This window comes from Pseudoalteromonas sp. MMG033, assembly GCF_057197785.1.
In genome coordinates, this window is record NZ_CM170070.1 from 1,144,915 (window position 1) to 1,157,404 (window position 12,490).

The 12,490-nt window shown below is 43.8% G+C and carries 12 protein-coding genes; 5 read left to right on the plus strand and 7 right to left on the minus strand.

Annotated features, from left to right (window positions below; genetic code table 11):
• Positions 1 to 8: 8 nt before the first annotated feature.
• Positions 9 to 281 carry a hypothetical protein gene (locus AC2CZC_RS05195; protein WP_046354610.1) on the minus strand — a complete coding sequence of 91 codons (273 nt, stop codon included), beginning with the start codon at positions 279 to 281 and terminating at the stop codon, positions 9 to 11.
• A 163-nt stretch (positions 282 to 444) separates the two neighbouring features.
• On the opposite strand from AC2CZC_RS05195, the gene AC2CZC_RS05200 reads away from it, so the two are divergent.
• From AC2CZC_RS05200 to AC2CZC_RS05210, 3 genes are read left to right on the plus strand one after another with little or no spacing between them, the layout of a single operon-like run.
• Positions 445 to 834 carry an RNA-binding S4 domain-containing protein gene (locus AC2CZC_RS05200; protein WP_284022942.1) on the plus strand — a complete coding sequence of 130 codons (390 nt, stop codon included), beginning with the start codon at positions 445 to 447 and terminating at the stop codon, positions 832 to 834.
• Between the two features lie 17 nt (positions 835 to 851).
• Positions 852 to 1,310, plus strand: coding sequence for a PaaI family thioesterase (locus AC2CZC_RS05205; RefSeq protein ID WP_484584054.1), 459 nt, complete (start codon positions 852 to 854; stop codon positions 1,308 to 1,310).
• A 5-nt stretch (positions 1,311 to 1,315) separates the two neighbouring features.
• Positions 1,316 to 2,416 carry an NAD(P)/FAD-dependent oxidoreductase gene (locus tag AC2CZC_RS05210; RefSeq protein WP_484584055.1) on the plus strand — a complete coding sequence of 367 codons (1,101 nt, stop codon included), beginning with the start codon at positions 1,316 to 1,318 and terminating at the stop codon, positions 2,414 to 2,416.
• Positions 2,417 to 2,459: 43 nt separating this feature from the next.
• Here AC2CZC_RS05210 and AC2CZC_RS05215 read toward each other — a convergent pair whose 3' ends face one another.
• The 4 genes from AC2CZC_RS05215 to AC2CZC_RS05230 all read right to left on the minus strand — a co-directional run bounded on the left by AC2CZC_RS05215 (position 2,460) and on the right by AC2CZC_RS05230 (position 7,523).
• Positions 2,460 to 2,969 carry a DUF4124 domain-containing protein gene (locus AC2CZC_RS05215; RefSeq protein WP_484584056.1) on the minus strand — a complete coding sequence of 170 codons (510 nt, stop codon included), beginning with the start codon at positions 2,967 to 2,969 and terminating at the stop codon, positions 2,460 to 2,462.
• A gap of 178 nt (positions 2,970 to 3,147) precedes the next feature.
• The gene (locus AC2CZC_RS05220; protein WP_063361573.1) at positions 3,148 to 3,888 is read right to left on the minus strand and encodes a phosphoadenylyl-sulfate reductase; all 741 of its coding nucleotides are present in this window, start codon (positions 3,886 to 3,888) and stop codon (positions 3,148 to 3,150) included.
• A 38-nt stretch (positions 3,889 to 3,926) separates the two neighbouring features.
• Positions 3,927 to 5,651, minus strand: coding sequence for an assimilatory sulfite reductase (NADPH) hemoprotein subunit (gene cysI / locus AC2CZC_RS05225; protein WP_484584057.1), 1,725 nt, complete (start codon positions 5,649 to 5,651; stop codon positions 3,927 to 3,929).
• A 51-nt stretch (positions 5,652 to 5,702) separates the two neighbouring features.
• Positions 5,703 to 7,523 carry an assimilatory sulfite reductase (NADPH) flavoprotein subunit gene (locus AC2CZC_RS05230; protein WP_484584058.1) on the minus strand — a complete coding sequence of 607 codons (1,821 nt, stop codon included), beginning with the start codon at positions 7,521 to 7,523 and terminating at the stop codon, positions 5,703 to 5,705.
• 269 nt (positions 7,524 to 7,792) lie between these two features.
• On the opposite strand from AC2CZC_RS05230, the gene AC2CZC_RS05235 reads away from it, so the two are divergent.
• Positions 7,793 to 9,424, plus strand: coding sequence for an HNH endonuclease signature motif containing protein (locus tag AC2CZC_RS05235; RefSeq protein WP_484584059.1), 1,632 nt, complete (start codon positions 7,793 to 7,795; stop codon positions 9,422 to 9,424).
• A gap of 151 nt (positions 9,425 to 9,575) precedes the next feature.
• Here the strand turns inward: AC2CZC_RS05235 and AC2CZC_RS05240 are convergent, their stop codons facing one another.
• Both AC2CZC_RS05240 and AC2CZC_RS05245 read right to left on the minus strand, forming a co-directional pair.
• Complete coding sequence (locus AC2CZC_RS05240) at positions 9,576 to 10,754, minus strand: DUF3103 family protein (protein WP_484584060.1); 1,179 nt, start codon at positions 10,752 to 10,754, stop codon at positions 9,576 to 9,578.
• Positions 10,755 to 11,169: 415 nt separating this feature from the next.
• Positions 11,170 to 11,550, minus strand: a complete 381-nt coding sequence (locus AC2CZC_RS05245; protein ID WP_063361578.1) for a hypothetical protein — start codon at positions 11,548 to 11,550, stop codon at positions 11,170 to 11,172.
• Between the two features lie 181 nt (positions 11,551 to 11,731).
• Here AC2CZC_RS05245 and AC2CZC_RS05250 point away from each other — a divergent pair, with 181 nt between their 5' ends.
• Entirely contained in the window at positions 11,732 to 12,439 is a 708-nt protein-coding gene (locus AC2CZC_RS05250) for a hypothetical protein (protein ID WP_484584061.1), read from the plus strand.
• Positions 12,440 to 12,490 lie beyond the last annotated feature (51 nt).

A 12,490-nucleotide genomic window follows, 5' to 3' on the forward strand; every position in this document is an offset into this window, starting at 1 on the left:
CCGCATGTCTAACTGGCTTGCGCAAGCCACTTTTGCACCGCCGTTTTTGGGTAAAGCACATCTTTAAATAATCTATGACGTTCAAATTTCAACGCCTTTTCAGTGCTCGGCAAACCCGCTTGGACTTGGCTGTGATGCGTGTTGAAACGTGAGATCAGCGAGAACTTATCACGCGCAATCTTAAGGTGAACATTAAGGTAAGCACGCACGTCATCGGCGGTCATTAAACCTAGTGCGTCCAAATTCATCAGCTCTTTTTTTAGTTTAGAGCGAATACCCATGGTTGATCTCCCTGTGTTGTCAAAATGGAATCAATCAAAGTTGCAAGCAAAATACACACCAAATGCTGCAATTACATTAAAGACCACAACAATCACGAAAAAGTTTCGTCATTCATCTTAACTGCGCGGTATACTGTCGCAAAGTCGCATTATGAGTTGTGATATGAATCAAGAATACGTTGAAATTGAACTTGAAGAAGAACCCATCGAGCTTTGTAATTTACTCAAAGTACTCGATTTCGCAGAAACTGGCGGACAAGCCAAGCAGCTGATCACTCTCGGCTACATTGCTGTGAATAATGAATTGTGCACACAAAAACGCAGGAAGATCTATTCTGGTGATACACTGCACTTTGATGGTGAGATCTTTATGCTGACGCTCGCTGAAGATGCAATCCCCAATCCACGTCCTCCCGAGCCTGTAACACCACCTAAAGCGCCTAAAGCCGCCACAAAAAGTACAGCAAATAAAAGTAAAAGCGGGAATAAAAAGCGTAAAAAACAGGGGCAGGTCGACAGTAAGACAGGCCGTAAACCTATTTCTTTTGGATAACAAGGAGTTCTCAATCAATGAGCATTTGGTTTAAACCCATTACCAAGGAACTTTGCCAATCTCTAGATAAAGGCTTACACGGTAAAGGCTCATTAATGGCCACCCTTGGCATCGAAATCGATGAAATTGGCGATGACTATTTAGTGGCCACCATGCCTGCGACCGTCCATCACCACAATCCAATCGGTATGGTGCATGGCGGTGCCAATGTTGCTTTAGCTGAGACAGTCGCTAGCTATGCGGCAAACTTTGTCGTTGATTTTGAGCGCTTTTACTGTGTCGGCCAAGAGATCAATGCCAATCATTTAAAAGCCTCTCGAAACGGCACATTGCGCGCCATAGCAAAGCCACTGCATTTAGGTAAACGCACCTCAGTATGGGAGGTGAAAATCACCAATGCTAAAGGCGAGTTATGCTGTGTGTCACGTATGACTGCTGCTGTGATTGAGCGTCCAGATAAGCAGCGAAGTATCTAAACATCATGGACCATATTGATACATTGATCATTGGTGCTGGTGTCGTCGGTTTATCCATTGCTGCTAAGCTTAGCCAACATCAAGAAGTCTTCGTGGTTGAGCAAGGAAAACATTTCGGAGAGCACACCAGCAGTCGTAACAGTGAAGTGATCCACGCTGGTATTTATTACCCCACCGACAGTGCAAAAGCGCGCCATTGTGTCGCAGGTAAAGCGCAACTTTATCAGCACTGTAAAGACTATGGCGTGCCGGTCAAAATGCTCGGTAAGGTCATCACAGCGCAAAACGATGCTGAAATACAGACTCTGGAAAAGCTCATATTGCAAGCCGAGAAAAATGGTGTAGACGACCTATACTGGCTAAGCCAAACAGAGTTGCAACAAAAAGCGCCGCAGATAAAAGCCAAAGAAGGGCTCTTTTCACCCTCAACCGGCATTATCGACAGTCATCAGTTGATGCTCTCCTTGATAGGTCAACTGGAGCAAAACCAAGGGCACTTTGTAACAAATACACAATTTATCAGCGCCACACCAGTACAGCAGGGGTTTTTGGTAACACTCAATTGTGAGGGTCAAACCTTCACGCTCAGCTGCACCCACTTGATAAACGCAGGCGGCCTATTTGCGCAGCACAATGCGGCAAAAATTGAAGGGCTAAGCAGTGCAAAGATACCGCCTATTCACTATTGTCGCGGACAATATTTTAGCTACCAAGGGGCACATCCATTTAAGCACCTGATTTATCCTGTGCCAGAGCAGCATGGACTCGGTATACACGCCACCATTGACCTAGCAGGCCAGTTACGCTTTGGACCAGATACTCAGTTTATCGACGCCATTGATTACGTAATAGATAACAGCGCTTTAGATAAGTTTTATCAAGCCATACAGCGCTACTGGCCGCAGGTTGAAAAGAGTAAATTGCAAATTGATTACGCGGGAATAAGACCTAAGTTACAAACAACAGGGTCACAAGATTTCATCATTGAAGATAGGCATATTCACGGCATTCCTGGCCTTATTAATTTATTTGGCATTGAGTCGCCTGGATTGACAGCCAGTCTCTCTCTGGCTCAATCTGTCGCAGATCAGCTTATTGCTGCATAAAAAAGGCGACATCTATGTCGCCTTTTTTATCATCATTTTGATTTTATGTATCATCAAGCTGTTTCGCTCTTTGATCCATTAGCTTTTGTACATTTTGCGCATCTTGCACCAGCTTTTTCACCTCACTGGGGTTCATGCTATTAATACCGTTTTTACCCTCTAAGCCGTCTGTATTCTGTGCTTTTTCCTTCAAAATATCGGTATTCTCGGCCGCCATAATGGTTATTTTCGTCGGGTCCAAAGTATGGACTTGGCTATTAACACGGGTGTTTGCTCTATCTGAATAGTGCCAGTTTCCCTTCGCATCTTGCCATTTATAAATGGTCGCCTGTGACGCTTTAGGCGCTTCACCATCCATCATCCCTTTTGCACTATTGACCGCATCATTAAGCTCACGCTTTGATTTATCGAACAACGCATTTGCTTCTTGCTGTGCTTTGCCAAAAATCATATCGATACTGAGATAGGGTTTACCGTCAGGACGCTTGATGATAAATAATGACGCCAGTCCAACTAACATCATCATAATTAACATATAACTTGCGGATTTCATTTCGGCACTCCTTTTTCACTTGAGGCCACACTTGTAAAGTATAGCTTGGTATTGCGCACAGTTTGACAATTGGGCAAAAAATTATCAATAGAAAATGAGTTGAAAATGGCAGGTAGAATTGCGTGGTTTTGAAAAGCCAACAAAAAAGCCGCAACCTATGCTGCGGCTCATAAAGCATTTAGATGCCATCACCATCAATGTGTAAACCACATTCACGGTTAAGACCAAAAAAGCGAGTTTCCTCTTCCGTCATACCTGGCTCTAGTTTACGTGTCGTATGCACATCGCCCATAGACACGTACCCTTGCTCCCAAAGCGGGTGATAAGGTAAATCATGCTTAGTTAAGTACTGATAAACATCTCGGTTATGCCAGTCAATGATAGGGTAAACTTTTACACTACCTCGGCTAATTTCTAGGATCTGCTTATCAGAGCGCGTCGAAGATTGCTGACGACGAAGGCCACTAAACCAAGTACCAACTTGCAACTCTTGCAGTGCACGTGTCATTGGCTCAACTTTATTCAAAGTATTGTAGTGTTTAATACCTTCTTCACCTTGCTCCCACAGCTTACCGAATTTAGCTTCTTGCCAAGCTGGACTATATTCGCTGCGATAAACTTTGAGGTTTAACTTCAGCCTTTCAGTCAACTCATCCACAAACTGATAAGTTTCTGGGAATAGGTAACCGGTGTCAGTTAAGACCACAGGAATATCATTTTTTTGCTGTGATACGAGGTGCAGCATCACCGCTGCTTGAATGCCAAAACTTGACGACAGCATATGGGTGTCTGGCAGATTCTCAAGCGCCCAAGCAACACGCTCTTCGACACTTTTTTGTGCCAGCATGCCATTCGCATCAGCAAGCAATGCCTGCTGTGTTGCTTTATCTAGGGTTAATATTTGCTTAAATTCGCTCATAGCTTGTCCTATTATGGGGCCCTATCGGGCCCTTATTATTAAGCGTGGAAATCTGTTTTTGAAACTTTAACTTCCGCAACAATACCTTTGCGGATCACAAAATCACCGAAGCACTCTTGCGCTTGACGCTCAGCAGCCCACTGACCTATCAACTCATCTAGCGCAGGAAGGTAAACATCTTCACTGACGTTTTCTAGATAAAGCTTAGGAACACGCGTACCTTCACGGTTACCGCCAAGATACACATTGTATTTACCTGGACCTTTACCAACAAAGCCCACTTCCGCCAACATCGCACGGCCACAGCCATTTGGACAACCCACCACACGCATGATGATGTCATCGTTTGGAATGCTGTGTTTTGCTAATAGCGCTTCTGTTTTTTCTATCAGCTCAGGTAAGTAACGTTCCGCTTCTGCCATCGCAAGTGGACAAGTAGGAAGTGCCACACACGCCATTGAGCTCTTACGCTGTTCGGTATGCGTGTCATCAATTAAGCCGTGCTCACGGGCAATTTTTTCTATTTCAGCTTTGTCTTCTTCAGCCACGCCCGCGATGATTAAGTTTTGGTTTGCAGTCATGCGGAAATCACCTTTGTGGATCTCTGCAATCTTGCGACAACCTGTTTTCAGTGGTTGGCCTGGGTAATCAAGTATACGACCACTTTGTAAGAATAACGTCAGATGGTGTTTACCATCGATACCTTCAACCCAACCGAAGCGATCGCCACGGTGAGTAAATTCATATGGACGACTCTCAGCAAACTTAACGCCAGCACGCTTTTCTACTTCTTCTTTAAACGCATCAATACCAAATGCATCTAGTGTATATTTGGTTTTTGCGTTTTTACGGTTTACGCGGTTACCCCAGTCACGCTGCACACCAACAACATGCTCTGCCACTGCTAGCGTATGCTCAAGTGGAATAAAGCCAAAGTCATCAGCTCGACGCGGGTAGGTGTTCACATCACCGTGCGTCATTGCAAGACCACCACCAACAAGTACGTTGAAGCCAACTAACTTGCCTTCTTCAGCAATCGCAACAAAGTTCAAGTCATTCGCGTGCACATCCACTTCGTTATTCGGTGGGATAGTGACCGTGGTTTTAAACTTACGAGGCAAGTAAGTAGACCCTAAAATTGGCTCTAGCTCTGTTGAATCTTTGCGCTCGCCATTTAACCAGATCTCTAAATAAGCACGTGTTTTTGGCAGTAAGTGCTCCGAGATCTTCGCAGCCCACTCATACGCTTCTTGGTGAAGCTCTGACTCTACTGGGTTCGTTGTACACAATACATTTCGGTTTACGTCACCCGCAGTTGCAATTGAGTCGACACCCACATCATGCAAGGTTAAGTGCATTTCTTTGATATGCGGCTTTAACACTCCATGGAACTGGAATGTTTGACGTGTTGTCAGACGAATACTGCCGTAAGACGTTTTCTCTTCTGCAAACTTATCAATGGCAAGCCACTGCTCAGGCTTAATAATACCGCCAGGCATACGTGCACGTAACATCACGTTGTGCAACGGCTCTAGCTTCTGCTTGGTACGCTCAGCACGAATATCGCGGTCATCCTGCTGATACATACCGTGGAAACGGATCAGCTGGAAGTTATCTTTAGTAAAGCCACCAGTTAGTTGGTCGCCTAAATCGGTTTCAATGGTACCGCGTAAGTGCTGACTTTCTGTTTTTAAACGTTCGTTATCAGCAAATTTCGCCTCAGGATCGTGCTTACTATTGGGCTTAAAATCTTGATTGCTCATGGTTTTTCCTAAATTCTATACAGTGACGGTAAAAGTGCGTGATGACGTCTATTAGTAGACGTCTTTTTGGTAACGGTTAGCACTACGCAACTCTTTCAAATACTGCTCGGCCTGTTCATCATCTTTGCCACCATAGGTTTTCACGATGTCTAACAGCGCCTGATGCACATCTTTGGCCATACGTGTAGCATCGCCACACACATAGAAATGTGCTCCTTTTTCTAACCAAGCAAAAACTTCTTCGCCCTTTTCACGTAAGCGGTCTTGAACGTAAATTTTTTCTGCCTGATCCCGGCTAAATGCTAAATCAACTCGACTTAGCAATCCTGACTTCACATACCCTTGAATTTCTACTTGGTATAAGAAATCTTGTGTAAAGTGCGGGTTACCGAAGAACAACCAATTGTCTCCTTCAGCTTCTCGCGCATCACGCTCTTGTAAAAATGCTCTAAATGGCGCGATACCTGTACCTGGACCAACCATGATCACAGGTGTGTTATCATCACTTGGCAAACGGAAGTTATCATTGTGCTCACTGAACACCTTCACTTTCGTGCCCTCTTCAACGCGATGCGCTAAGAAACCAGAACAACCGCCAAAATGCTGCTCGCCAAATGCTTCAAATTCGACTAAACCAACCGTGAGATGAACTTCTTCTTCCACCTCAGCTTGGCTCGACGCGATAGAGTACAAGCGCGCTTGTTGTTTGCGACAACACTCAACCAATGTTTGCGCTGCAATCTCGCTTGGGTTTTGTTTGATAACATCAAAGATTTGACGCGCTTCTAAATATTCACGCAGCGCTGCTTTGTCTGTTACTAGCTTAGCCAATTCCTCATTCCCAGTGGCCGTCGCATACTTTTCAACAAACCCAGGATATGACTGAGTCAGTTCAAGTTTTTCAATCAGTGCATCGCGCACACTGAAGGTGTCATCACCCAGTTTTACTTCGCTCTGAGGGTCAATATTTAATGTGCTAAGTACCTCATCAACCAGTGTTTCATCATTTAAGAAATACACACCTAATGCATCGCCTGGCTGATAGCTAATATCAGAGCCGTCAAGATCAATTTCGATATGACGTACATCTTTGGTTGAATCACGACCGGTGATTTTCACCGCCGATGAAATTTCAGCGGTAAATGGATTTTGCTTTGTATACTGGCTATGTGCAGCTTGCGGTGCACCAAACGGGGCACTCACAACATTTGTTGCGCCACCAGCAGCTTGCTGCGCTTTGAGTTCTGGCTCAAATGCATCCAGTGCTGATGCAATCCACGCCTCAGCTTGCTCTTCATAGTCAACGTCTAAATCAGCACGTGCAACGACACTTTCAGCACCTAACTTTTGTAGACGCTCTTCAAAATCAATGGCCGTTTGACAGAAGAATTCGTAACTTGAATCGCCCAAGCCTAGCACCGCAATTTTAACGCCATCTAATTTAGGTGCTTTTTTGCCGACTAAAAACTCATGTAGATTTTCAGCGTCTTCTGGCGGCTCACCTTCACCGTACGTTGACACAGCAACAGCAATGAATTTTTCTTTCTTTAAGTTGCCAGGCTTATAATCCGCCATGTTCACTAACTTAGCATCTAGGCCACGTGATTTAGCCTGTGCCTCTAGCTGAGCAGCAACGCCCTTCGCATTGCCTGTTTGCGAACCATATAAGATAGTTAATGGCGCAGCATCTTGCGCAGGTGCCGCAGCTTGACCAAGCACGCCACCAAGCGCCGCAGTATTGGCATTTGCAGCCAAGTAACCACTCACCCAAGCTTGTTGAATAGGGTTTAGTTCAGCCACTAACCCCTGTAACTTTTGCAGTTGTTCTTGTGAAAGCGGACTTGCCGCAGCACTCAGTTGACTTAACAACATTGTTTATTCCCCGTAACCCATTTCGATTTACTTGCTCTGGCACTTTAGTGTGCAGGTCATTTAATAGCATGCAGGATACTGTTCCTATCCCTCAACAAAAAGAACAGTATCTGCTTTGTTATTCCTTTTAGTTATGAAAAGAAAAAAACACCAACGAAAACAGATTAAAAGAAGTGTTTATTTTTTGATCTGTTTTTTATTAACATTTTACTAACGGGGGTGCAGTTCTTCTTCCGTGTTTTATCAGCCCAACACAATAAGAGAACATAATGAAAATTTATAGGACAATAAGAAAATATTACCAACCAGCTGTTTTAGCTACTATTTTTAGTGCAGGAAGCCAAGCGCAAATCAATAACGGAAACTTTGAACAATGGCAATACGATAGACCGAGTAATTGGTCTACCATTGATTCTGGGATCACAACATCCCCAGTCACAACGCCTGTTCAAGCTGGACAAACAGCAGCCGCTATTACCGTTAATACTGCAACACAAGGCAATACAGATTTCCGCCAAAGCATTGCCGTTGTTGCAGGGCAAACGTATGACTTCAGCACCTGGGTTTATCACACCGAAGGGGGAGTGAAAGCCCGTCTATATGTTGATGGTTATCGAGGATATTCAAACCCACAGCTAACAGCTCAATGGCAACAAATAAACTATCAATACAAGGCAAGTACTTCAAAAAACATTGAAGTTGGCTTGCGGTTTTACGATATCACTGGGTTTGACGGTAGCGAAGTCGTGTATGTCGACAACTACAGCACAGGCACTGCAACGACACCGCCACCACCTCCCCCACCAGCAAACTGCCAACACAATACGGTAAGCTTTACACTCAAAACAGATAACTACGCGAGCGAAACCAGCTGGCAACTTACAAACAAAGCTGGACAAGTCATAAAAAATGGCAGTGGTTACAGTAATAATCAAACCATCACAGAGACCCTGTGTTTAACCGATGATACCTATACCTTCACGATTTTAGATAGCTACGGTGATGGGATTTGCTGCTCACAAGGCAATGGCCGTTACGAGTTTTTCCATAATGGTCAAATCCTGATATCTGGTGGGCAATTTACCAACCAAGAACAAAAGCAATTTACCCTAGGTAATGACGGCGGCAACGGCCAAGACCCCACAGGCTATTATGCGACCACCGCTGGCTTAACTGGTCTTGCCCTCAAGTCAGAGCTACACGCCATCATTAAAAACCACAACAACCAAGGCTATGGTGCTTTATGGTCCTTCATCGACCAACATGAACGCGACCGCTATTTTGAAAAAGATAACTCTGTACTTGATCGTTATTCTGAGCGGCCAACAAGTTCTGATACCATTAATTTTGTTGCGGTGGGCGATCAGTGTGGCAGTTATCGTGGTGAAGGAGACTGCTATAACCGTGAACACTCTTTCCCAAAAAGTTGGTTTGGTGGCAAAGTGGAGCCAATGAACTCAGACGTACACCATATTGTTGCCTCCGATGGCTATGTAAATGCTAAGCGCAATAGCTTTCCATTTGGTGAAGTAGGCAATGCCAGCTACACCTCTTCTAATGGCAGTAAAGTCGGGAGCGCATCAGGCATTGGCTATAGCGGTACGGTATTTGAGCCCATTGATACTTTCAAAGGTGACTTTGCGCGAATTTATTTCTATATGGCGACGCGCTATGAAAATGTCATTGCCAGCTGGCACACCAAATCAAGTTACGGCAGTGATGTGCTCAATGGTACGTCAGGGCTTGTCTATGAAACTTGGGTGATTACTATGCTTAAACGTTGGCATCAGCAGGATCCTGTCGATGAGATAGAGCGCGCGCGTAATCAAGCGGCCTATGAATATCAAGGCAATCGCAACCCTTATGTGGATCACCCTGAATTTGTCGACCTAATTTGGTAAACATAAAAAAAGAAAAAAGCGGCCCATTCCATTAGGCCGCATAACATACTCAGCGCAGAGTCTACGTGAGTGTTAAAGTAGGTAAGGTAACCGTGTTCCTAACTTATAAATCGAATCGATCTTCCACCACCGCTGCGATTTAAAAGCGCACTTACCTAGGCTCTATCGTTAAGGGAGATAAAGTCATTTTGGCATTGTTGCTGGCCCCCATTAAATTGGAGTACCTGTGGTTTTCAAATAGGGTGTAAAACACATCAACATAGTCATCATCATTGCTAAACCAGTGGCTCGGCATCGCTTTGATCAGTTCATTGGTTAACTGAGGAATAATGGCATAGCCCTGCACTTTGGGGTTGGGGATCAATTTCATCGCTTGAGTGACCACATCTAAAAAAGCCACTGCCAATTCTTGGTAGTTAGTATTATCGTCGTGTTCCATCAGCAAAACATCAGCCGCTTGCCAACGATAACGTTCCCAATGAATTAAAATTTGGTTCGGCGTATAGTCTTGTCCATCATGATCTAGATACGGCAAATCGACAACATCGAGCACAGGTTCATCTCTGCTTGGGCTGACGCCATTAACTATCGCATAGACTTCTGCCGCTCCGGATATCCAAGGCTCTTTGTCATCATTGAGCCGAATACGATTGATCACTGAAGTAGAAATAGCTGTATCAGCGTGTAATGAGTTGAGTACCGCAGTGCCATTCACGGAAGAATGCTGGGCTTGGTGCTGAGTAAACACCTCACGCATTACCGCAATCCCCGCCTTGTGAACGATTTGCTTATCAAGTTCAACCACCAATACTGGCTGCTGTGGTAATCGTGTCGCATCGAGTAAATGGAGCTGGCCATGTTTATCAAAAGCTTCTACATGTAGCCACTGTGTATCTTCACCGCGAGGCGCAAATGCAACTAGAGGTGACTGACCTTGTTGCCAAGCATCCAGCATGGCTTCATCGGCTAAACGGACTTGATAAACCTGATCACCGCCACTTGGTAAGCCTTTCAATTGACGCGTCAATCCACTGGCCTGTGAGCCAAGTGCTGACACATTACTGGAGAGCATCATTCTTGAGAGATTAAGTTTATTGAAACTATTTAACTGTCCTAACCAAGCCTGCTCGTGACTGATAATATCTCGGGCAACGGCTTTAGCAACAACGCGTTTAATGTCGGCGACCTGAAAACTTGCAGTATTAAACTTATCAACTGAATGCAACGAAGATTCTAAACTTGACTGTGCATCAAGCGCTTGTGCTAGTGTTTTTCCACTCATTAAAGCCATAGCTATAGTCACTGAGGCTAATTTTAGTAACCTATGCATAACATTTCCTTGAAATAATCCGTGTGTTTACTCAAAAGCAGCGATTAAAGTGTGTTTACTCGCATAGCCACATTAAAACAGCCCACTTAATTTATCAAGAAATTAATAATGAATTAACATGTAAAATTTTAATTTTTTACTATATGCATGAATTTTATGGATAAAACTTTGGCTTTATGAATTCTGAGATAATAAATCTTTTAGCAATAATTCATTATGGATAATAATTAACCGCATTGAGCTTGGTCTCATTAAAATTAACTCTCGTAAAAGCCATCACCATGATAGATAGATCACCTAAGAAATTGATTTTATTATATTAAAAAAATTTTGTAGTGTAGTTGGAAGTAAGCATGGATGTGGTAAGCAGTGATCAAACAGGCCTCGAACGGTGAGGCCCAGTAGCAAAGAGGGGTTATTTTTCGATAGGATAAAGGGTAATTTCAATCCCTGCGCCAATCGCAGAGATCCTTAATAAAGTATCTACATCAATTGCTTGTGAATAACATTTTGGTGCTTCACCGGATACAAACCCAATATCAAATGTACGCTTTTTACAACTAAGCCACTGCTTGAGCGCCGCTTTTGAACATGACTCAATGAGTTCACAAAGATGATTTATCGCTTTATTTGGACTACTCACTTCAACACTGGCTTCAATACGCGCAAGCTCACGATACTCATCTTTGTCATAGTGCAATACAACGGCATTGCGCTTCAAATCTGCAACCAAAGCGGAGATGTCATGTTTGGATTCTAATTCTAAGTCGACATTTAAAAATTGGATTTCTGACATTGCGAATGCGTTACCTTGCTTTGAGCGGACCTTAGGCCCTATGTTTATACTCTGTCTGCACGCTAGCATAGACATTTGCAATGTACACAATAAGTCATACTTTTGGGTGCGACAATTTGTCACTGTGGATTTTACGCCAATTTCAATAAGCTATCAGCAATTTTGACTAAAAAACAGAGCAATGATCAAAACCGCATTAAAACCCGCCAGAAAAATACACAAATACCTTGGTTATTTACTGGCTCTGCAAATATTTGCTTGGCTACTTGGTGGACTTGTAATGAGTGCCATTCCGTTAGAAATGGTACATGGCAAGCACCTCGCCAATAGACAGCTAGACAACCCTTTCAATGCATTGCATTACAGCGCAAGCTTAGACAGCCTAAAACAACAAGTTGGAGGGCTTAAGAGCATTGAATACACACACTTTTTAGATACCCCAATCATCAAATTAAATGGTCATACAAGTGCTTATTTTGATGGTAAAACAGGTGCATTGTTTCAAGCACCCAGCCAAACGGCAATTGAACAACAGGCCAAAGCGCATTATCTAGGCGAGGCCCAAATTGCACACGCGACATTGTTGGTAGAAGGGCCAAGAGAAGTGCAATATCGAAAAGATATTTGGCAAGTTGTTTTTGCTGACAGCGTTAGCACAACTATCTACCTTGACGGTGATAGCGGTCAAGTGATCACTGTGCGCAGTACAATATGGCGCATTTTTGATTTCTTTTGGATGCTGCACATCATGGACTATGACGAAAGAGATGACTTTAATAACCCACTGCTCATTTCTTTCTCTGCTACCAGCGTACTGTTTTGTATTTCAGGGTTTATCTTGTTATTGCAATCGCCCCCTTGGCGACGCAGACGCCGTCAACCTAACTAACTACAATTGAGCAGAAAAATAGGATAATCTAAGGGCAGTTTCGACGTTCAC

Coding starts and splice junctions, on each gene's coding strand:
- AC2CZC_RS05195 (WP_046354610.1), bottom strand. CDS start 281: ATGGGTATTCGCTCTAAACTAAAAAAAGAGCTGATGAATTTGGACGCA.
- AC2CZC_RS05200 (WP_284022942.1), top strand. CDS start 445: ATGAATCAAGAATACGTTGAAATTGAACTTGAAGAAGAACCCATCGAG.
- AC2CZC_RS05205 (WP_484584054.1), top strand. CDS start 852: ATGAGCATTTGGTTTAAACCCATTACCAAGGAACTTTGCCAATCTCTA.
- AC2CZC_RS05210 (WP_484584055.1), top strand. CDS start 1,316: ATGGACCATATTGATACATTGATCATTGGTGCTGGTGTCGTCGGTTTA.
- AC2CZC_RS05215 (WP_484584056.1), bottom strand. CDS start 2,969: ATGAAATCCGCAAGTTATATGTTAATTATGATGATGTTAGTTGGACTG.
- AC2CZC_RS05220 (WP_063361573.1), bottom strand. CDS start 3,888: ATGAGCGAATTTAAGCAAATATTAACCCTAGATAAAGCAACACAGCAG.
- cysI (WP_484584057.1), bottom strand. CDS start 5,651: ATGAGCAATCAAGATTTTAAGCCCAATAGTAAGCACGATCCTGAGGCG.
- AC2CZC_RS05230 (WP_484584058.1), bottom strand. CDS start 7,523: ATGTTGTTAAGTCAACTGAGTGCTGCGGCAAGTCCGCTTTCACAAGAA.
- AC2CZC_RS05235 (WP_484584059.1), top strand. CDS start 7,793: ATGAAAATTTATAGGACAATAAGAAAATATTACCAACCAGCTGTTTTA.
- AC2CZC_RS05240 (WP_484584060.1), bottom strand. CDS start 10,754: ATGCATAGGTTACTAAAATTAGCCTCAGTGACTATAGCTATGGCTTTA.
- AC2CZC_RS05245 (WP_063361578.1), bottom strand. CDS start 11,550: ATGTCAGAAATCCAATTTTTAAATGTCGACTTAGAATTAGAATCCAAA.
- AC2CZC_RS05250 (WP_484584061.1), top strand. CDS start 11,732: ATGATCAAAACCGCATTAAAACCCGCCAGAAAAATACACAAATACCTT.